Below are 21,904 nucleotides of genomic sequence, written 5' to 3'. Positions count from 1 at the left end.
TTAATTTTTAGAACACGAGGTGAAGAAATGGCAAAACAAAAGCAAAGAGGGACGAAGGCAAAGGCAAGACGTACGATAAAGCCAACTTTGTATTATGAAATCGTCGGGTTGACTCTTTTTGCGCTTTCAATTATTACGATTTTACAGCTAGGTGTTGTAGGGAAATCGTTTGTGTTATTTTTTCGCTTCTTCTTTGGTGAGTGGTACATAATTGGTGTGTTAGGTGTAATAGCTTTATCTGTTGCATTTGTAATAAAGCGTGGATGGCCAAACCTTTTAAATAAACGGCTAATAGGTGTTTATTTAATTGTACTAGCAATATTAATGTTTAGTCATATTACATTATTTAACCTTCTTACGAAAGATGGAGCTGTGCAAAATACTTCTGTAATTGTTAGTACAAAAGATTACTTCTTCCTTGAAATGAAAAAGGGCCCGGATAGTGTTCATTTAGGTGGTGGTATGTTCGGTGCACTGATGTTCGCAACGTGCTACTTTTTATTTGACGAAGTAGGGGCATATATCATTGGAATTATTTTAGTTATTCTTGGAATACTTTGTATAACAAATAAGCATATTGGAGAAGTACTTGCTCCGGTAGGGAGAATTCTTAGAAGTCAATTTCAAGTAATGCAAGGGGATTATAAAGATTGGAAATCTCAAAGGGTCGCCGAGCAAACTGAAAAGAAAAAAACAACAAGAAGCAAGAGGCGTGAACGTGTTGCTGAACAAGAAGAAGCTATTGAGCCAGTAGAAGAGATAGAAATTGGTCCACCAATTATTTCAAATTTTACTGAGAATTATCCAGTAAGTGAAGAGACGGAAAAGCAAATAGAAGAAAATGATTTAATCACTCCTCCGTTTATTGAAGAGGCAGTTCCGCCTACGCCAGAAGAACAACCTCAAAAGAAACGAGGAGAAAAAATCGTTGAATCGCTAGAAGGCGAAACGAAAGCACCTCCTATGCAATTTTCTAATGTGGAAAATAAAGATTATAAGCTTCCTTCGCTTGATATATTAAAGTTTCCCCAAAATAAGCAAGTTACAAATGAAAATGCGGAAATTTATGAAAATGCTCGTAAATTGGAACGTACATTCCAAAGTTTTGGTGTGAAAGCGAAAGTAACAAAAGTACATAGAGGTCCTGCAGTTACGAAGTATGAAGTGTATCCTGATATGGGAGTAAAGGTAAGTAAAATTGTTAGTTTAAGTGATGATTTAGCGCTTGCATTAGCAGCGAAAGACATTCGTATTGAAGCACCTATTCCTGGGAAATCAGCTGTAGGGATTGAGGTTCCGAATTCAGAAGTTTCTATAGTAACGCTTAGAGAAGTTCTGGATTCAAAGGCGAATAATCACCCAGAAGAGAAGTTATTAATCGGTCTTGGACGTGATATTACAGGAGAGGCTGTATTGGCACGTTTAAATAAAATGCCCCATTTATTAGTAGCTGGTGCGACTGGTAGTGGGAAGAGTGTATGTATTAATGGAATTATTGTAAGTATTTTAATGCGTGCGAAACCGCATGAAGTAAAATTAATGATGATTGATCCGAAAATGGTAGAGTTAAATGTATATAACGGTGTTCCGCATTTATTAACACCAGTTGTAACTGATCCGAAAAAAGCGTCACAGGCTTTGAAGAAAGTTGTGAGTGAAATGGAGCGTCGTTATGAATTATTCGCGCATAGCGGTACGCGTAACATTGAAGGGTATAACGATTATATTAAAGAACATAATAGCCAATCGGAAGCGAAACAACCTGAATTACCATATATTGTAGTGATTGTGGACGAGTTAGCTGATTTAATGATGGTTGCTTCTTCGGATGTAGAAGATGCAATTATGCGTTTAGCGCAAATGGCACGTGCTGCTGGTATTCATTTAATTATTGCGACTCAGCGCCCGTCAGTTGATGTTATCACCGGTGTTATTAAAGCGAATATTCCATCGCGTATTGCATTTGCTGTATCTTCCCAAATAGACTCTCGAACGATTCTTGACGGTGGTGGTGCAGAGAAGTTGCTAGGTCGTGGAGATATGTTGTTCATACCAATTGGTGCATCGAAACCTGTTCGTGTACAAGGGGCGTTTTTATCAGATGATGAAGTTGAGAGAGTTGTAGAATCTGTTATTGCGCAGCAAAAAGCACAATATCAAGAGGATATGATTCCACAAGATGTTCCTGAAACAAAGCAGGAAGTAGAAGATGAATTATACGATGAAGCGGTTCAGCTTGTAGTAGAAATGCAAACAGCATCTGTTTCTATGTTACAACGTAGATTTAGAGTAGGATATACGCGAGCAGCTCGTTTAATTGATGCCATGGAAATGAATGGTATAGTAGGCCCTTATGAAGGTAGTAAACCAAGGGGAGTACTCATTAAAGATGTGCAAGAAAAAAGTTCTTAAAAAAAGCCTAATTGTTTTTACAATTAGGCTTTTTTATATGCTGTTTTTGTTATATACTATAGTCAATATGAAAGAAAGGGCTTACATCGTAGAGTGATCTTTAGAATACGAATGCTTATCATTTTGGTTTTCGAAACGTTCGATATTTAATGTAGAAAAATGTTGAATTATGTTGACACATATGGGAGCAAGTGGTAAGATTACTTCGAAAAGAATCACTGCCTCATATAATCTTGGAGATAAGGTCCATAAGTTTCTACCTGGCAACCATGAATTGCTAGACTATGGGGGAAAAGTGTGTAACAAAGGATGTAAGGGATCTTTGTGCCGAACTTTTTCTCGATATGAGGAATGTTTATGGTGCAAAGTTTTTTTTATGGAATAAAGAGTGAAAATTTCACCTTGAAAAATTATTAATACTTGTTCGATAATTACACTTATTTTTAGTATTTAGTAATTATGCTGTGTTGTAAGTTGAAAAAAGAGAAAAGAAGTCTTACATCAGAGGTCGAATAATTGAAATGCGGGGGAGTCTTATGTCAGTAAAATCCGATAGTCGTCACCTATATTTGCGGGTGATTGATCACATCAAAGGAAAAATTAAAGATGGGGCTTACAAAGAAAAGCAAAAGTTACCTTCAGAGTTTGATCTAGCGAAAGAACTTGGTGTAAGTAGGGCAACTTTAAGGGAAGCACTACGTATTTTAGAAGAAGAAAATGTTGTTATTCGTAGACATGGTGTAGGGACATTTGTAAATGCGAAACCGTTATTTTCTTCTGGAATAGAGCAGCTTTCTAGTATTACAGATATGATTTCTAGTGTGGGGAAAACACCGGGAACAATCTTTTTATCATCATCTACAACAACTTTAACAGAAGAAGAAAAAGAGAAATTCAATTGTGAAGATGCTTTTAGTGCAGTAATGATCGAGCGTGTTCGTACAGCGGATGGGGAACCAGTTGTATATTGCATTGATAAACTGGCAAAAGAGATATTACCAGATTTATCGGGATACAATGAGGAATCGCTGCTTACAGTAATACATAATAATACGCACAAGCGAATCACATACGCAGTTGCTCACATTGAGCCAATAGGTTATCATCCGAAAATTTCACCGATTTTAGAATGTGAACCTGAGACAGCATTGCTAGTTTTAAAACAAATGCACTATGACCAAAATGATGAGCCAATCTTATATTCTATTAATTACTTTAGAGCTGACAAGTTTAGCTTCCACGTATTAAGAAAACGTATGTAGGTAAGTTCCTTTTTAGGGAGGTGACAGCAAGAAGTAGGGACAGCAGCGTATGAATCAATAGACAAATCATTTCAGGAGGGGTTTCTAGTATGAAGAAAAAAACAGGTCTTTTATTATCGTTAACGTTAGCAGCAAGTGCGGTGTTAGGTGCATGTGGTAGCTCGGATAAAGAGAGTAGCGACAAAAAAGAGTTCAAAGTTGGTATGGTTACTGATGTTGGGGGCGTTGATGACAAATCATTTAACCAATCAGCTTGGGAAGGTTTAACGAAATTTGGTAAAGACAACAATTTAAAGAAAAATGAAGGATACCGTTATCTTCAATCAAGTAAAGATGCAGACTATATCCCGAATTTAACGAAATTTGCGAAAGATAATTATAACACAACATTTGGTATTGGATACTTAATGGAAAAATCAATCGAAAAGGTCGCTGAACAGTATCCGAAAGAACAATTTGCGATTGTAGATACAGTTGTAAAGAAGCCGAATGTAACAAGTATTACATTTAAAGACCATGAAGGTTCATTCCTAGTTGGGGCTGTAGCAGCAATGACAACAAAATCAAATAAAGTTGGTTTCGTTGGTGGTGTGAAGAGTCCATTAATTACAAAATTCGAATCAGGTTTTAAAGCTGGTGCAAAAGCAGTAAATCCAAATATCGAAATTGTATCGCAATATGCTGATGCGTTTGATAAGCCAGAAAAAGGATCTGTATTAGCTTCAGCAATGTACGGTCAAGGTGTTGACGTAATTTATCACGCTTCAGGTGCAACTGGTAACGGTGTATTCACAGAAGCGAAAAACCGCAAGAAAAAAGGTGAAAACGTTTGGGTAATCGGTGTTGACCGTGACCAAAACCAAGAAGGTATGCCTGAAAACGTAACTTTAACTTCAATGGTAAAACGTGTTGATATTGCAGTTGCAAAAGTGGCACAAGAAGCGAAAGATGGTAAGTTAAAAGGCGGTAAAGTAGAAGAGTTTGGCTTAAAAGATGAAGGTGTCGGTATTGCGAAAACAACTGACAATGTGAAAAAAGTAAATCCAGAAATTTTAACAAAAGTAGAAGAATTTGAGAAGAAAATTACTGCTGGTGAAATTAAAGTACCTGCGACTGATGAGGAATATAAAACATACGAAGCTTCTCTAAAGAAATAATGATAGAGAAATAGCAAAGGTTAGTTCTTAGAACTAACCTTTGTATATATAAAATTACTTTTAATAGAGTGTAATTGGGGAGTGTTCCCTGCTAGAAGGAGGAACAAAATGGAATACGTAATTGAGATGAACAATATTACAAAAGTATTCCCAGGCATTGTGGCGAATGATGATATTACGCTGCAAGTAAAACAGGGAGAAATACATGCTTTACTTGGAGAAAATGGTGCAGGGAAATCAACGCTAATGAATGTACTGTTCGGTTTGTATCAACCAGAACAGGGAGAGATTAAAATTAAAGGGAAACCTGTAAAAATTACAAATCCGAATATAGCAAATGACCTTGGAATTGGGATGGTCCATCAGCATTTTATGCTTGTTCATAATTTTACAGTTACAGAAAATATCATTCTTGGAAATGAGCCAAAGAGAAAAGGGAAAATCGCTGTTGAAGAGGCTGCAAAAGAAATTAAACAATTATCTGAACAGTACGGTTTAGCTGTTGATCCATATGCAAAGATTGAAGATATTTCGGTTGGGATGCAGCAAAGGGTTGAAATATTAAAGACACTTTATCGTGGTGCGGAGATTTTAATATTTGATGAACCGACGGCAGTGTTAACTCCTCAAGAAATTAATGAATTGATTCAAATTATGAAAAAACTTGTACAAGAAGGGAAATCTATCGTTCTTATTACACATAAGTTGAAAGAAATTATGGAAGTTTGCGATCGTTGTACAATTATTCGTAAAGGTAAAGGGATTGGTACAGTTGACGTTGCGAAAATGGATGAACATAAACTTGCAGAATTAATGGTCGGACGTCAAGTGAATTTTAAAACAGAAAAAATAGAGGCCAAACCGAAAGAAGAGGTTCTGTCTGTTGCGAATCTTGTCGTTCATGATGCGCGCCAATTACCTGCTGTAAAAGGCCTTGACTTAACTGTTCGTGCAGGAGAAATTGTTGGGATTGCAGGGATTGATGGAAATGGACAAAGTGAATTAATAGAGGCGATTACTGGTTTACGAAAAGTTGAGTCAGGTTCTATTGCAATTAAAGGAAAAGAAATAACGAATTGGCCTGTTCGAAGAATTACAGAGGAAGGAATTGGTCATATTCCAGAAGACCGTCATAAACACGGGCTAGTTCTCGATTTTTCTGTTAAAGACAATATAGTTTTGCAAACGTACTATAAAAATCCATTTTCTAAGAAGGGGATTTTAAATTTTAGTAAAATCACAGAGAAAGCAAAGGCGCTTATTGAACAGTTTGATGTACGTACACCTAGTGAACAAACATTAGCGCGTGCTCTATCAGGTGGAAATCAGCAGAAAGCTATCATTGCACGTGAAGTAGATCGTAATCCAGATTTATTAATTGCAGCACAGCCAACACGTGGTTTAGATGTAGGTGCGATTGAATTTATTCATAAAAAATTAATCGAGCAGAGAGATAATGGGAAAGCGGTATTACTTCTATCGCTAGAACTGGATGAAATTTTGAATGTAAGTGATCGAGTTGCTGTTATATATGAAGGGAAAATTGTAGCAATTGTCGATGCGAAAGAAACAAATGAACAACAGCTTGGTTTGCTGATGGCTGGCGGAACGGAGAAAGAGAAGGTGAATACAAATGGCTAAAAAATTTTTAACGGAGCGAACAATTAACATTTTAGTTCCTATATTATCCGTTATTTTTGGTTTACTTGTTGGTGCCATTGTAATGTTAGTTAGTGGATATGATCCAATTGTTGGGTATGCAGCGCTTTGGGAAGGAATGGTTGGAAATCCGCAGGCTATCGGTGAGACGCTACGTACGATGATTCCACTTGTGTTAGCTGGTCTGTCTGTTGCATTTGCGTTTCGTACAGGTCTTTTTAACATTGGGGTAGAAGGACAATTATTAGTTGGATGGCTTGCCGCTGTCTGGTTTGGATATGCAGTATCGTTACCAGCATTTTTGCATATTCCGTTATCTATTTTAGTAGCCGCGATTGCCGGTGGTTTATGGGGGTTTATACCTGGATATTTAAAAGGGAAGCTTAAAGTAAATGAAGTAATTGTCACAATTATGATGAACTACATTGCACTTTATGTTACGTATGATCTTATTAAACGTTTTATACATGAAGGTAATGAGAAATCTTATGATGTACAAGCGAGTGCTTCATTAGCTTCTGATTGGCTATCTTCATTGACAGATGGATCTCGTTTGCACTGGGGAATTGTTGTAGCTATTTTAATTGCTATTGTAATGTGGTTCTTATTAGATAGAACTACGTTAGGATATGAGTTGAAATCGGTTGGTTTTAACCAAAATGCATCGCAATATGCAGGGATGAAAGTCTCTCGTAATGTTGTATTATCAATGACAATTGCCGGTGCTTTTGCTGGAATTGGTGGGGCAATGGAAGGTCTAGGAACATTCCAAAGTATGACGGCAATGACATCGTTTACTGGTATTGGATTCGATGGGATTGCGGTAGCTCTTCTTGGAGGAAATAATCCGTTTGGTATATTATTATCGGCTTTACTGTTCGGTGGTTTGAAAAGTGCAGCCCCGCAAATGAATTTTGAAGCAGATGTACCTTCTGAGTTAATTAATGTTATTATTGCATGTATTATTTTCTTTGTTGCTTGCAGTTATGTTTTACGCTGGGCACTTACACGCATGAGCAAGGAGGGGAAATAAATGAGCTTTATAGATATTTTAGCCATTCTTGTGACTGGTACGTTATATACGGCAGCGCCACTTATTTTTACGGCGTTAGGTGGAGTGTTCAGTGAACGTTCTGGGGTTGTAAATATAGCATTAGAAGGTTTAATGTTATTTGGTGCATTTACTGGTATCGTTACAACGTTATTAATGGGTGATACGTGGGGAGCAATGACTCCTTGGATTGCACTATTATTTGCAGCTATTGGTAGCGGATTATTTGCACTTCTTCACGCAGTAGCATCCATTACATTCCGCGCGGATCAAGTAGTAAGCGGGGTAGCGATTAACTTTTTGGCTCTCGGTTTAACAGTATTTGCGATTAAGAAAATCTTTGGTAAAGGACAAACTGATTTTATTCAATACCGAATTGAAAAAATCGATGTTCCAGGACTTTCGGATATTCCGGTAATAGGGAAAATCTTTTTCTCAAATGTACCGTTAACATCGTATATTGCTATTATTTTAGCTTTTGTTGTCTGGTACATTATTTATAAAACGCCGTTCGGTCTTCGTCTTCGTGCTGTTGGTGAACATCCAATGGCAGCAGATACGATGGGGATTAATGTATATAAAATGCGTTATATTGCAGTTTGTATATCTGGAATGTTTGCAGGAGTGGGTGGTGCGGTCTTCGCAATGTCGATTTCTGGTAACTTCTCAGGTTCTACAATTACTGGACAAGGTTTCTTAGCGCTAGCAGCTATGATTTTTGGTAAATGGAATCCACTTGGTGCTCTTGGAGCAGCGCTGTTCTTTGGATTTGCTCAATCACTTGGAATAACAGGTGGTACAATTCCTGTATTAAAAGAAATTCCAAGTGTATTCTTAACGATATTACCGTATGTATTTACAATATTAGCACTTGTTGGTTTTGTAGGCCGATCTGAAGCTCCGAAAGCACTCGGAACGCCTTATGAAAAAGGAAAACGATGAGTATTTAGAAAGTATAAGAAAAGCTCGCACATTAGTGCGGGCTTTTTTACATAGAATATATGTAATACGTAATTTTACTATGTTCCTTACATATTAAAGTTTTTAGAAAGACTCAAATGTAAGCATAATAAGGAAGAAAAGTTGATTTTTTATTTCTAAAAACTGTATATTGAAGAGGAATATTCCTACATACGTAAAGGAGGGCTATTAATGAAACTAATGGAACAGCAACTGCATGAATTAGGTGGCTTGCGAGTACATATTATTCCGACTGATAAATTTAAAACGAATACCTTTGTATTTCGTTTTAAAGCACCTTTAAATGAGGAGACGGTGACAGAGCGTGCCTTATTGCCATACGTATTGCAAAGTGCGACAGAAAAACTGCCTTCTGTAATTCGTCTTCGTCAATATTTAGAAGAATTATATGGATCTTCTTTAGCGGTAGATGTAAGTAAAAAAGGGGAAGACCATATCATCTCTATTTATGTAGACATTGCAAATGAAACATATTTACGCGATGCACCACCGTTATTTGAAAAGGCGCTTTCTATGTTATCTGATATTGTTTTAAGTCCAGCAACGGAAGGGGACGGTTTTTTAGCTTCTATTGTAGAAAGTGAGAAACGAGCACTCTTGCAACGAATTGAAGCTACTTATGATGATAAAATGCGTTATGCAAACGAGCGTTTAATTGAAGAAATGTGCAAAGTAGAACCATATCGCTTAAGTGCAAATGGAAAAAAAGAAAGTGTAGCTTCTATTACAAATGAAAGTTTGTATCAATATTATCAAAAAGTGTTAGCTGAAGATGAAATGGATTTATATATCATTGGTGACATTTCAGAAGATGCCGTGGAGCTTGTAAATAAGTATTTTTCGATTTCACCTCGCGCTATGAAAGAGAGAAATGTACTTCTTCATAAACGAAATAATGAAGAAAAAGAAATTGTTGAAAAACAAGAACTAAAGCAAAGTAAATTAAATATAGGCTATCGCACATTCATTACGTATAAAGATGAAGAGTATTTTGCATTACAATTGTTTAACGGATTATTTGGAGGGTTTTCTCATTCGAAGTTATTCGTAAATGTCCGTGAAAAAAATAGTTTAGCGTACTATGCAGCATCGAGATTTGAAAGTCATAAAGGTTTGCTCTTCGTTATGTCTGGGATTGAAGCGAAGAACTTTGAAAAAGCTGTTGAAATTATTAAAGAACAGATGAAAGCAATGCAAAGCGGTGATTTTTCAGAGGAAGAGATTCAGCAAACGAAAAGTGTAATTCAAAATCAAATCTTAGAGGCAATTGATACACCACGTGGTTTTGTTGAAATGCTTTATCACGGGGTAATCTCAGAGCGTACGCGTCCAGTTGAAGAATGGCTAACGGGCATAGAAAGCGTGACGAAAGAAGAGATTGTGAAAGTTGCTAATAATATTGAACTAGATACAATTTACTTTTTACATGGAACGGAGGGAGAATAAATGGAGAAAATTGTATATGAGCAATTAAAAGAGACACTATATTATGAAAAACTTCCGAATGGATTAGACGTATATATCTTACCGAAACAAGGCTTCAACAAAACATTTGCAACATTTACGACGAAGTACGGTTCTGTTGATAATACATTTGTTCCGCTTGGAAAAGAAGACATGACTCGTGTACCAGATGGAATTGCTCATTTCCTTGAGCATAAATTGTTTGAAAAAGAGGACCATGACGCGTTTCAATTGTTTAGTAAACAAGGTGCTTCAGCTAACGCTTTTACATCTTTTACAAGAACCGCTTATCTCTTTTCCTGTACATCAAATGTAGAGAGAAATTTAAATACGTTGTTAGACTTTGTACAAGAACCGTATTTCTCTGAAAAAACGGTTGAAAAAGAAAAAGGTATTATCGGTCAAGAAATTCAAATGTACCAAGATAACCCAGACTGGCGTTTATACTTTGGGTTAATCGATAGTTTGTTTGTGAAACATCCAATTAAAATTGATATTGCAGGGACGATTGAGTCTATTAGTAAAATTACAAAAGACCTACTGTATGAATGTTATGAGACTTTTTACCATCCGAGCAACATGTTATTATTTGTTGTTGGAGCGATTGATCCTGAAAAAACAATGGATTTAGTTCGTGAAAATCAAGCGAAAAAAGATTACGAAAATCAACCGGAAATCGTTCGCTCTTTTGAAGAGGAACCAGAAGAAGTAAATGAAAAGAAAAAGATTATTTCAATGCCTGTTCAAACTCCAAAATGTTTAGTTGGTATTAAGGCAACGAATTTAAAAGAAAAAGGGCAAGCCCTGTTAAAACAAGAAATTGCGCTTACATTACTTTTAGATTATTTATTTGGAAAAGGGTCAGTTCATTACGAATCTTTATATAATGAAGGTCTTATTGATGATTCGTTCTCGTATGACTATACAGAAGAAAATAACTTCGGTTTTGCAATGGTTGGTGGAGATACGAAGCACCCTGATGAATTGGCAGAGCGATTAAAAGGTATTTTACTACAAACGAATTATGATCAGTTAGATGAGACTGCGCTGGAACGGGTGAAGAAAAAGAAAATTGGTGGATTTTTACGATCGTTGAATTCACCTGAATATATTGCAAATCAGTTTACACGATATGCGTTTAATGAATCTAGTTTATTTGATGCTCTTACAGTGTTAGAAGGATTGACTGTTCAAGACCTACAACAAGCAGCAAAAACACTATTAATTGAAGAGAAAATGAGTGTCTGCCAAGTGTTACCAAAAAAGTGAAGTAATATTTGAATTAAAAACGCAGTATCTATATCCCTCATCTAACGTTTGGTTATTGCCAAATGGTAAGATGAGGGTATTATTTATTTATACATAAAAGATAAGAGAGGGAATTTATGAAAAAGTATGCATTAGTAACTGGAGGAAGCGGAGGGATTGGCTCTGCTATTTCGAAGCAGTTAATTGAGGATGGTTATATAGTCTATATTCATTACAATAAAAGCGAAGAGAAGGTAAGGGAGTTACAAAAGGAATTTGATGTAGTGATTCCTGTGCAAGCAAATTTAGCTTCTATCGATGGAGCGGAGGAATTGTGGGGACAAATCGAACATCCTATTGATGTTATTGTATACGCAGCTGGAAAGAGTATCTTTGGATTAGTAACAGATGTTACTAATGAAGAATTAGATTATATGGTGGAGCTTCAAGTGAAGAGTGTATATAGACTTTTATCGATGGCGCTTCCACCGATGATCGGGCGGAGAAGTGGTAATGTTGTCATTATTTCATCCATTTGGGGGCAAATAGGAGCATCTTGTGAGGTGCTGTACTCAATGGTGAAAGGTGCACAAAATTCATATGTGAAGGCTTTAGCGAAAGAAGTTTCTTTAAGTGGATTGCGCGTTAATGCGGTAGCGCCAGGTGCGATCGAAACAGAAATGTTAAATGTGTTTTCAGAAGATGATAAAAATGAAATCGCTGAAGATATTCCATTAGGTAGAATAGGACTACCCGAAGAGGTAGCAAAAACAATCTCCTTCCTTGTTTCGCCAGGAGCTTCTTATATTACGGGGCAAATTATTGGAGTCAATGGCGGTTGGCATTGTTAAAAATTTCTTACATAAAAATAAAAAAATGGACAAATTAAGCATGATTCTATTACTCAATAGTGAGGTGCTTAAACATGTCAGTGTTAGATAATTTTGATCAGTGGAAGAGCTTTTTAGGAGAACGTTTAGAACAAGCGGGGGGAAAAGGGCTTGATGGTGGTGCCGTATCAGATATGGCATTTCGTGTTGGTGATTATTTAGCAAATGAAGTAGAAGCGCGCAACGATCAAGAAAAATTATTGTCTGAGCTTTGGAAAGTTGCTGATGAACAAGAGCAACATACAATCGCAAATTTAATGGTGAAGTTTGTACAACATAAGTAAAAGTAGAGAGGAGAAGCTCCTCTCTCTTTTTTTTGTATAATAATTAGGAGGAATAGATTATACATTTAGCTTCCCTATTAAGGTGAAATCATATAATATAGTACGTAGGTGTAAAGTAAGCGTGGGGGAGTGATCATGGATGATTGAATGGTATTTTGAATATGAAATACATAAAAACCGACCTGGCTTACTTGGTGACGTTTCTTCGTTAATCGGTATGCTTGGCATCAATATTGTCACAATTAATGGTGTAGATAATGCACGACGTGGACTTTTGCTTATGTGTGATAATCAAGAACAAATCTCTAGACTTGAATCAATTTTAAATACGATGGATAATATAACGGTAACGAAATATCGTCCGCCAAAGCTTAGAGATAAGCTAGCAGTTAGACATGGTAGGTACATACAACGAGATGCAGATGATAAGAAAACATTTCGATTTGTGCGTGATGAACTAGGATTACTTGTAGACTTTATGGCGGAGATAATGAAAAAAGAAGGTCATAAATTAATCGGGATACGAGGAATGCCTCGTGTCGGAAAAACAGAATCTATTGTTGCCGCAAGTGTTTGTGCAAATAAGAGATGGTTATTTGTATCATCTACTCTCATTAAGCAAACTGTTCGTAGCCAATTGATTGAAGATGAGTATAGCGACGATAATATTTTCATACTAGATGGAATTGTGTCGACAAAGCGTGCCAATGAAAGACACTGGCAGCTCGTTCGTGAAATCATGAGATTGCCTGCAACGAAAGTTGTAGAACATCCGGATGTGTTTGTGAGTCAGTCAGAATACACATTGGATGATTTTGATTATATTATCGAATTGCGTAACGATTATGATGAAGAAATTCAATATAATTTAGTAGATGAAATTGAGCAAGGTACGCGAAATAATTTCTCTATGTTCGACTTTTAAAGAAATATTGAGGTGTTAGTAGTGACGGAATTAGGACAAAAGCTGATAGAAGCAAGAGAAGCGAAAGGCTTGGCTATTGATCAGCTGCATGAGATTACAAAAATTCAAAAACGCCATTTAGTAGCGATTGAAGAAGGCAATTATGATGTGTTGCCAGGAGCTTTTTATGCGCGTGCATTCATTAAACAATATGCAGATGCTGTTGGATTAAATGGAGAGGAACTGCTTGTAGAATATCAGAGCACGATACCACAATCTGAAAAACGTGAAGTTCCACAAGTATCAACTGGACAAAAAACACAAGAAACAATGCAAAAATCTTCATCATGGCCAATTGCAGATCATATGCCGAAAATTTTGATTGTGTTGTTAGTAATCGCATTTGGAGTGGTAGTCTGGTTTGTTATTCAAGCGTTAACTGGAAAAGATGATAGGCAAGTTCCGAATGCTCAAGGTGAGAAAATTGAAGTTCAAAAAGCAAAAGATTCTCCGCTAGATACGAAGAAAGATGAAGTGAAAGCGGAAGAACCTAAAAAAGAAGAACCAAAGAAAGAAGAGCCAAAGAAAGAGGAACAAAAAGGACAGCCAACTGGTGAGAATGAAATTAAGTTAGTTGGAACCGATAAGATAACATCTACTTTGGAAATTCATAATAATAAAGCGTTAGAATTGGAAATTACAACAAAAAACGCAAGTTATATAGGTATTAAAAATGAGGCAGGAAATGATATCTTTAGCGGTACTTTACAGGCAGGCCAGACCCAAAAATATGATTTATCAACAGCGAAAGAGGTAAACCTTAATATAGGAAGTGCACCGAATGTTGAATTTAAATTGAATGGCCAAGTCGTTACATTCCCGTTGAATCCTGAAGAGAATTTTCATCAGAAATTCTTGATTAAAAATCTAGGGATAGGGCAAGCTGCGCAATAACAGTCATCGCTTCGATGACTTTTTTCAATGAACAAATGTTTTTGACATGATGGAGGAATAGCTGTGAATTTACCAAATAAAATTACAATATCTAGAATCTGCTTAATTCCAATTTTTATGGTAATTATGCTAGCGCCCTTTAACTGGGGCTCATATACAATTGGTGATGTCAATTTACCAATTCAACATTTAGTAGGAGCACTAATCTTTATAATTGCTTCAGCTACAGATTGGATTGATGGATATTATGCAAGAAAATATAATCTTGTAACGAATTTAGGGAAATTTCTAGACCCGTTAGCAGATAAATTACTTGTTTCTGCAGCACTTATCACGTTGGTAGAGATGCAATATGTACCTGCTTGGATCGTTATTGTAATTATAAGCCGTGAGTTTGCAGTAACAGGTTTACGCCTTGTACTTGCTGGGACAGGGGAAGTAGTTGCAGCAAATCAGCTAGGGAAAATTAAGACATGGACACAAATTATTGCGATTGCAGCATACTTATTACATGATGTACCGTTAAATTTACTTCATATTCCAGTTGCAGATATTTTCATATGGATTGCATTATTCTTTACCGTTATTTCAGGGTGGGATTATTTCTGGAAAAATAAAGATGCTTTTGTAAAATCAAAATAGAAGCTTATGGGGGAATTGGGATGAATGCTGAAATTATTGCGGTTGGAACGGAATTATTACTTGGACAAATTGCAAATACAAACGCCCAGTTTTTATCTGAAAAGTTAGCTTCAATCGGAATTAACGTGTACTACCATACTGTTGTTGGGGATAATAACAAGCGATTACAGAAGGCAATTGAATTGGCTGAAGAACGAGCTGATATGCTCATTTTTACAGGTGGATTAGGACCGACAAAAGATGATTTAACAAAAGAAACAATAGCATCTAGTTTAGATGAAGAGCTTGTGTATGATGAAAAGGCATTAACATCGATAAGCGATTATTTTAAGCGTACAGGCCGTGAATTTACAGAGAATAATAAAAAGCAGGCGCTCGTTTTAAATGGATCGACTGTATTTGCGAATGATCACGGTATGGCGCCTGGTATGGGGTTAAATAAGAACGGAAAAGTTTATATTTTATTACCAGGACCACCAAAAGAAATGAAGCCGATGTATATAAGTTACGTAGAGCCTTTTTTATGTAAGTTTACAACGGGGGAAAATATTTATTCTCGTGTTCTTCGTTTTTTTGGTATTGGGGAATCTCAATTAGAGGTGAAAGTTCAAGATTTAATTGATGGTCAAACGAATCCAACCATTGCACCACTCGCAAATGATGGAGAAGTGACATTACGTTTAACTGCCAAACATCATGATGCTGATGAGGCGGAGAAACTGATTCAGCATGTGGAAGATTTGATTTTAGAAAGAGTAGGAGAATTTTTCTACGGATATGACCAAGATTTCCTTCATTACAAGGCAATAAGGCTATTGAAGGAAAAAGGGTTAACTTTAGCATGTGCAGAAAGTTTAACAGGTGGTCTTTTTGGAAATCAAGTAACAGAAAATGCTGGTGTTTCGTCTGTATTTAAAGGCGGTGTCATTTGTTATCAAAATGATGTGAAGCAACAAATTTTACATGTACCTGAAGAAGTGTTGCGCACTGACGGCGCGGTTAGTAAACAGTGTGCTCGTTATCTTGCTGAAAATGTAAAGAAACTGTTAAAAGCAGATATCGGAATTAGTTTCACTGGGGTGGCAGGACCGGATGCTTCAGAACATAAAGAACCAGGAACAGTATTTATTGGATTGGTGATTAAAGATGAACCAGCTGTAGTCTTCTCGCTTAATTTAAGTGGAAGTCGTCAACAAATTAGAGAACGCTCTACAAAATATGGATTTTATCATTTATTTAAAAAGCTAGAAGAGATATAAATTTCTTCTAGTTTTTTTTGTTGGAAAACCTAGTTTTATTCGATATAAAATAAAAAAATCGAATAAATGTTCGATTTTTGTTGGCAAATTGAATTGAAAATAGGTATAATAAGATTAGCAATTTAGTTAAGGAGGAATTTTGAATGAGCGATCGTCAAGCGGCATTAGATATGGCGTTAAAACAAATAGAGAAGCAATTCGGTAAAGGTTCAATTATGAAATTAGGAGAACAAGCGGAGCGTAGAATTTCTACAATTTCAAGTGGTTCTTTAGCACTTGATGTGGCACTAGGGGTAGGCGGATACCCACGTGGCCGTGTTATTGAAATTTATGGACCTGAAAGTTCAGGTAAAACAACAGTTTCATTACACGCAATTGCGGAAGTACAGCGTCAAGGTGGACAAGCAGCGTTCATTGATGCGGAGCATGCAATGGATCCTGTATATGCACAAAAATTAGGTGTTAACATCGATGAATTACTATTATCACAGCCTGATACAGGGGAGCAAGGACTAGAAATCGCAGAAGCACTTGTACGAAGTGGCGCGGTTGATATTATCGTAATTGACTCTGTAGCAGCTCTTGTACCGAAAGCCGAAATCGAAGGGGACATGGGTGACTCTCACGTTGGTTTACAAGCACGTTTAATGTCACAAGCACTTCGTAAACTTTCAGGTGCAATCAACAAATCAAAAACAATCGCAATCTTTATCAACCAAATTCGTGAAAAAGTTGGGGTTATGTTCGGGAACCCAGAAACAACTCCAGGTGGTCGTGCGTTGAAATTCTATTCAACTGTCCGTCTTGAAGTACGTCGTGCTGAGCAGTTAAAGCAAGGTAACGACATCGTTGGTAATAAAACGAAAGTAAAAGTAGTTAAAAATAAAGTAGCACCGCCATTCCGTGTTGCTGAAGTTGATATTATGTACGGAGAAGGTATTTCAAGAGAAGGTGAAATCTTAGATATGGCTTCTGAACTTGATATCGTTCAAAAGAGCGGTGCTTGGTACTCTTATAATGAAGAACGCTTAGGACAAGGTCGTGAAAATTCGAAGCAATTCTTAAAAGAGAATACGGATTTAAGAGAGGAAATTGCATTCTTTGTTCGTGAACATCACGGAATTGGTGAAAATTCTGGTGTTGAAGACACGGAAGATTCAACTCGTCAAGATTAAAAAATAAAAGACACGGTCCCGTGTCTTTTATTTTTTAATCCACTATGAAAGCGTTGTATATAGCTGGAGATAAAATATTTATTCTATCCAAAAGGCTATGTGTAAAGGGGAATATTCATATATTTTAAGTGAATGAATTGGGATTTTCTAAGGTTTTCCAGGATAATATGCCGTCTGTTTTTTTAATCCACATAAGATTCAGGGCGGAAGGTAAAGAAAGTAAAAGTAGACAACGCTTGACAATGAAAATTGCGATAGATACAATGAGAATGTATATTTTTTCTTATATACGATATACTCTTCTCAAGAAGAGAAGTAATATTCGGAGTAAGACTTAAATCTTGCCGAAATAATAATATGACATTTTAATTGTGAAATGAAGAAAGTCCCTTAAAAAAGCGGGACGACGGTCTTTGCTGTACGTTGTAATTCAATGTACATGCCGACAGTCTTTTTTCATTCATAGCAAGGGGAGGTGAAATCATGAGTAGTAGTACAGTTTGGATACTCATCTCCATTTTGCTTGCAACAGTCGGTGCAGTTGTTGGCTTTTTTGTTCGAAAGTCTATTGCTGAAGCGAAGATTAATGGTGCAGCTAATGAAGCAAAACGTATTCTAGACGAAGCGAATCGTGATGCTGAAGCACTTAAGAAAGAAGCGCTTTTAGAAGCAAAGGATGAAATTCATACACTTCGTACAGAAGCTGAATTAGAAATTCGTGACCGTAGAAGCGAATTACAAAAACAAGAAAATCGTTTAATGCAAAAAGAAGAGAACCTTGATCGTAAAGACGAAACGCTCGATAAGCGCGAGCAACAGTTAGAAAAGAAAGAGGAATCTCTTGTAGCGAAACAACAACAGATTGAAGAGTTGGAAAGCAAAGTGGGAGAGTTAGTTCAAAAGCAACAAACAGAATTAGAGCGCATTTCCAATCTGACCCGCGAACAAGCGAAAGCAATTATTCTTGGTAAAGTGGAAAGTGAAGTTTCTCATGAAATTGCCGTTATGGTAAAAGAAAGTGAAGTTCGCGCGAAAGAAGAAGCGGATAAGAAGGCAAAAGAGATTTTATCTCTAGCAATGCAAAGATGTGCAGCTGATCATGTTGCTGAAACAACCGTTTCGGTTGTAAATCTTCCAAATGACGAAATGAAGGGACGTATTATCGGACGTGAAGGTCGTAACATTCGTACGTTAGAAACGTTAACAGGTATTGACCTTATTATCGATGATACACCAGAAGCGGTAATTCTATCTGGATTTGACCCGATTCGTCGTGAAACAGCTCGTATCGCTCTTGATAAACTAGTACAGGACGGACGTATTCACCCAGCGCGTATTGAAGAGATGGTCGAAAAATCAAGACGTGAAGTGGACGAGTATATTCGTGAAGTCGGAGAGCAAACAACGTTTGAAGTGGGTGTTCATGGCTTACATCCAGATTTAATTAAAATTTTAGGTCGTTTAAAATACCGTACAAGTTACGGACAAAACGTCTTAAAACACTCTATGGAAGTTGCATATTTAACTGGACTTATGGCAGCGGAGCTTGGTGAGGATGAAAAACTAGCAAGACGTGCTGGTCTATTACATGATATCGGAAAAGCAATCGATCATGAAGTAGAAGGTAGTCACGTTGAAATTGGTGTTGAACTCGCAACGAAATATAAAGAGCATCCTGTTGTAATAAACAGTATCGCATCTCACCATGGTGACACAGAACCAACTTCTATCATTGCAGTTCTAGTTGCTGCAGCAGATGCTTTATCAGCTGCAAGACCGGGAGCTCGTAGTGAAACGCTTGAGAATTACATTCGTCGTCTTGAAAAGTTAGAAGAAATTTCAGAGTCTTATGAAGGCGTAGAAAAATCTTTCGCAATTCAAGCAGGACGTGAAGTTCGTATTCTGGTAAAACCAGATACAATTGATGATTTAGAAGCTCATCGTTTAGCTCGTGATATTCGAAAACGTATTGAAAATGAACTGGATTATCCAGGACATATTAAAGTAACTGTTATTCGTGAAACACGTGCAGTGGAATACGCAAAATAAAGTGGTGAAACACCACTTTATTTTTTTGTGTTGGAATTGGGTAAAATAAAGAAAATTATTTATGAGCAGTATGCAAGTGAAAGAAACTTATAATAGATAAATTGTAACTGTTGTAAGGAAATAGCTTTAAGTTATAGTATGGTAATAAAAAATGTAGTACATAGAAAGGGTAAGACATATGAGAATATTATTTGTTGGGGATGTAGTAGGATCTCCTGGTAGAGACATGATTCAACAGTACGTACCGGCATTAAAGAAGAAATATACACCCACAGTAACAATTATTAATGGAGAGAATGCTGCAGGTGGACGTGGAATTACGGAAAAAATATATCGAAACTTTTTAGAGTGCGGGGCACAAGCGGTTACGCTTGGAAACCATGCTTGGGATAACCGTGAAGTATTTGAATTTATTGATGATGCAAAATATCTTGCAAGACCAGCTAACTTCCCGGAAGGAACGCCGGGAAAAGGGCTTATCTTTGTAAATTGTAATGGAACAGAAGTTGCAGTTATTAACTTACAAGGACGTACGTTCCTTCCTCCAATTGATTGTCCATTCCGTAAAGTGGATGAGTTAATCAGCATTGCAAAAAAACGTACAAACATTATCTTTGTTGATTTTCATGCTGAAACAACAAGTGAGAAGCAGGCGTTAGGTTGGTACGTAGACGGTCGTGCTACAGCGGTAGTAGGTACACATACACACGTTCCTACAGCTGATAATCGTATTTTACCAAGCGGAACAGCTTATATTACAGATGTTGGTATGACTGGCCCATATGATGGGATTTTAGGTATGGATCGCGAAGCGGTATTGAAGAAGTTTTTAACGAACTTACCAGTGCGTTTTGAAGTGACGAATGGTAGAACGCAATTAAGTGCAGTGTTAATTGATGTGGATCCTAATACAGGGAAAGCGAAGAAAATTGAGCGCATTTTAATTAATGATGACCAGCCGTTTTTTGACTGATTTTTAATGAAAAGTTAGAGAATTTGTTATATTTTAATTTTTTAGAAAAATTACAGAAATTTAGCAGGAATACGTGCCATTCCTCGTGAATATAAGTTAAAGTGAAATAATTGCTATTACTTTTTATAGAAACGAGGAGGAAACGCGGAATGGAAATATTAAAAGTTAAAGCAACGTCGGTCCCTAATTCTGTAGCTGGTGCACTTGCAGGTGTTATTCGCGAACGCGGAACAGCAGAAATTCAAGCTATTGGTGCAGGTGCATTGAACCAAGCGGTAAAGGCAGTAGCAATTGCAAGAGGATTTGTAGCGCCTAGCGGTTTGGACTTGATTTGTATCCCAGCTTTTACAGATATTATGATTGATGGTGAAGAGCGTACAGCGATAAAATTAATTGTAGAACCTCGTTAAGTTGAAACAACCTGTTTGCATGTATGCAAACAGGTTGTTTTTGTAATGGAGGAATGAAAATGAAAATTTTTGATGCTCATTGCGATGTACTCTTTCAGTTATGGAGTGCAAAAGGGAAAAAAGACTTTCAAAACGATTCACAATTACATATTACATTTGAACAATTAAAGAAAAGAAAAGGAAGTATACAATGCTTTGCTATATATGTACCAGAAACAGTAGCGTATGAAAGGCGTTTTGAAGTTGCACTGCAAATGATAGATATTTTTCATAATGAAATTCTATCGCTACCAGGAATGAAGTTTATTCAAACAAAAAACGATATTAACATGCTAAAACAGGACGAGATTGGAGCATTATTAACATTAGAAGGATGCGAAGCAATTGGAAAAGAAACGATGAAATTACGTTTGTTTTATCGCTTAGGTGTACGTTCTTTTGGATTGACATGGAACTATGCCAATTTGTTAGCTGATGGAGCGCTAGAGGCACGTGGAGCAGGTTTAACTACATTTGGTAGACAAGTTGTACAAGAACTTAATACGTTACATGTATGGACTGATGTGTCTCACTTAAATGAAAGAAGCTTTTGGGATGTTATTGAAATTGCACAAAATCCGATTGCATCTCACTCGAACTGCCATCAACTATGCCAGCATCCACGCAATTTGAATGACGAACAAATAAGGGCTCTCATAAATCGAAATAGCATTATGGGGGTTACTTTCGTACCGCAGTTTTTAACGAATGAAAGACAAGCGAATATAGCAGATATATTAAGGCATGTGGAATATATTTGTTCATTAGGTGGAGAAAAAAATATAGGGTTTGGTTCTGATTTTGATGGGGTTTTAGAAACGGTTGTAGGTGTAGAAGCATATAGAGATTATGAAAGTATAATTAATCAACTGTGTAAAAAGTATAGTGAATCAACTGTAGAGCGATTTTTGTATAAAAATTTTGTTGACTGTATAACGTTCTAAAGATTACGTTTTAAAAATTCAGAAAAATTAAAATAAATTAACTTGAATTTATTGATTTTTTTAAGACCTAATACTAGAATGGTAAACGAAATAGCATTATACTAAAGATTAAGTGAAATCAGAAGAGGCATAATTTGTGTCCATTGT

General features: G+C 36.6%; 19 protein-coding genes and 1 riboswitch. All 19 genes read left to right on the top strand.

Annotated features, from left to right (window positions below; genetic code table 11):
- Positions 1–27 precede the first annotated feature (27 nt).
- On the top strand, positions 28–2,412 hold the full coding sequence (locus KPL75_RS05290; RefSeq protein WP_219919671.1) for a DNA translocase FtsK: 2,385 nt from the start codon (positions 28–30) through the stop codon (positions 2,410–2,412).
- A gap of 203 nt (positions 2,413–2,615) precedes the next feature.
- Positions 2,616–2,717: riboswitch (purine riboswitch) on the top strand.
- Between the two features lie 231 nt (positions 2,718–2,948).
- Positions 2,949–3,674, top strand: a complete 726-nt coding sequence (locus KPL75_RS05280) for a GntR family transcriptional regulator (RefSeq protein WP_002088063.1) — start codon at positions 2,949–2,951, stop codon at positions 3,672–3,674.
- Between the two features lie 89 nt (positions 3,675–3,763).
- Positions 3,764–4,831 carry a BMP family lipoprotein gene (locus tag KPL75_RS05275; protein ID WP_219919669.1) on the top strand — a complete coding sequence of 356 codons (1,068 nt, stop codon included), beginning with the start codon at positions 3,764–3,766 and terminating at the stop codon, positions 4,829–4,831.
- Positions 4,832–4,939: 108 nt separating this feature from the next.
- Positions 4,940–6,472 (top strand): ABC transporter ATP-binding protein, encoded by a 1,533-nt coding sequence (locus KPL75_RS05270; protein ID WP_219919668.1) that lies wholly within the window; start codon positions 4,940–4,942, stop codon positions 6,470–6,472.
- Entirely contained in the window at positions 6,465–7,523 is a 1,059-nt protein-coding gene (locus KPL75_RS05265) for an ABC transporter permease (protein ID WP_219919667.1), read from the top strand. Before KPL75_RS05270 ends, KPL75_RS05265 begins: the two co-directional genes overlap by 8 nt.
- Positions 7,524–8,483 (top strand): ABC transporter permease, encoded by a 960-nt coding sequence (locus KPL75_RS05260; RefSeq protein WP_219919666.1) that lies wholly within the window; start codon positions 7,524–7,526, stop codon positions 8,481–8,483.
- A gap of 210 nt (positions 8,484–8,693) precedes the next feature.
- Complete coding sequence (gene yfmF, locus KPL75_RS05255) at positions 8,694–9,968, top strand: EF-P 5-aminopentanol modification-associated protein YfmF (RefSeq protein WP_219919665.1); 1,275 nt, start codon at positions 8,694–8,696, stop codon at positions 9,966–9,968.
- Positions 9,969–11,255, top strand: a complete 1,287-nt coding sequence (yfmH, locus tag KPL75_RS05250) for an EF-P 5-aminopentanol modification-associated protein YfmH (protein WP_002014592.1) — start codon at positions 9,969–9,971, stop codon at positions 11,253–11,255.
- 116 nt (positions 11,256–11,371) lie between these two features.
- Complete coding sequence (ymfI, locus tag KPL75_RS05245) at positions 11,372–12,085, top strand: elongation factor P 5-aminopentanone reductase (RefSeq protein WP_002146126.1); 714 nt, start codon at positions 11,372–11,374, stop codon at positions 12,083–12,085.
- A gap of 74 nt (positions 12,086–12,159) precedes the next feature.
- On the top strand, positions 12,160–12,408 hold the full coding sequence (locus KPL75_RS05240; protein ID WP_000114449.1) for a DUF3243 domain-containing protein: 249 nt from the start codon (positions 12,160–12,162) through the stop codon (positions 12,406–12,408).
- A gap of 139 nt (positions 12,409–12,547) precedes the next feature.
- Positions 12,548–13,333: a DUF3388 domain-containing protein gene (locus KPL75_RS05235; RefSeq protein WP_002146128.1), complete on the top strand. Its 786-nt coding sequence runs from the start codon at positions 12,548–12,550 to the stop codon at positions 13,331–13,333.
- A gap of 21 nt (positions 13,334–13,354) precedes the next feature.
- Positions 13,355–14,266 (top strand): helix-turn-helix domain-containing protein, encoded by a 912-nt coding sequence (locus KPL75_RS05230; RefSeq protein ID WP_219921071.1) that lies wholly within the window; start codon positions 13,355–13,357, stop codon positions 14,264–14,266.
- 63 nt (positions 14,267–14,329) lie between these two features.
- Positions 14,330–14,908 carry a CDP-diacylglycerol--glycerol-3-phosphate 3-phosphatidyltransferase gene (gene pgsA, locus KPL75_RS05225; RefSeq protein WP_002111336.1) on the top strand — a complete coding sequence of 193 codons (579 nt, stop codon included), beginning with the start codon at positions 14,330–14,332 and terminating at the stop codon, positions 14,906–14,908.
- 20 nt (positions 14,909–14,928) lie between these two features.
- Positions 14,929–16,167, top strand: coding sequence for a competence/damage-inducible protein A (locus KPL75_RS05220; protein WP_002111335.1), 1,239 nt, complete (start codon positions 14,929–14,931; stop codon positions 16,165–16,167).
- A 143-nt stretch (positions 16,168–16,310) separates the two neighbouring features.
- On the top strand, positions 16,311–17,342 hold the full coding sequence (recA, locus tag KPL75_RS05215; protein WP_002014599.1) for a recombinase RecA: 1,032 nt from the start codon (positions 16,311–16,313) through the stop codon (positions 17,340–17,342).
- A gap of 483 nt (positions 17,343–17,825) precedes the next feature.
- Positions 17,826–19,391: a ribonuclease Y gene (gene rny / locus KPL75_RS05210; protein WP_219919664.1), complete on the top strand. Its 1,566-nt coding sequence runs from the start codon at positions 17,826–17,828 to the stop codon at positions 19,389–19,391.
- 178 nt (positions 19,392–19,569) lie between these two features.
- The gene (locus KPL75_RS05205) at positions 19,570–20,364 is read left to right on the top strand and encodes a TIGR00282 family metallophosphoesterase (protein ID WP_002014601.1); all 795 of its coding nucleotides are present in this window, start codon (positions 19,570–19,572) and stop codon (positions 20,362–20,364) included.
- A gap of 149 nt (positions 20,365–20,513) precedes the next feature.
- Positions 20,514–20,774 carry a stage V sporulation protein SpoVS gene (spoVS, locus tag KPL75_RS05200; RefSeq protein WP_000404341.1) on the top strand — a complete coding sequence of 87 codons (261 nt, stop codon included), beginning with the start codon at positions 20,514–20,516 and terminating at the stop codon, positions 20,772–20,774.
- Positions 20,775–20,833: 59 nt separating this feature from the next.
- Positions 20,834–21,757 carry a dipeptidase gene (locus KPL75_RS05195; protein ID WP_219919663.1) on the top strand — a complete coding sequence of 308 codons (924 nt, stop codon included), beginning with the start codon at positions 20,834–20,836 and terminating at the stop codon, positions 21,755–21,757.
- The last annotated feature ends 147 nt before the right edge of the window (positions 21,758–21,904 follow it).

Origin of the sequence: Bacillus sp. NP247 (genome assembly GCF_018966865.1) — a bacterium.
Classification (GTDB): domain Bacteria; phylum Bacillota; class Bacilli; order Bacillales; family Bacillaceae_G; genus Bacillus_A.
Note: the sequence above shows the minus strand (reverse complement) of the source record. Positions and strands in the feature narration are given on the sequence as shown.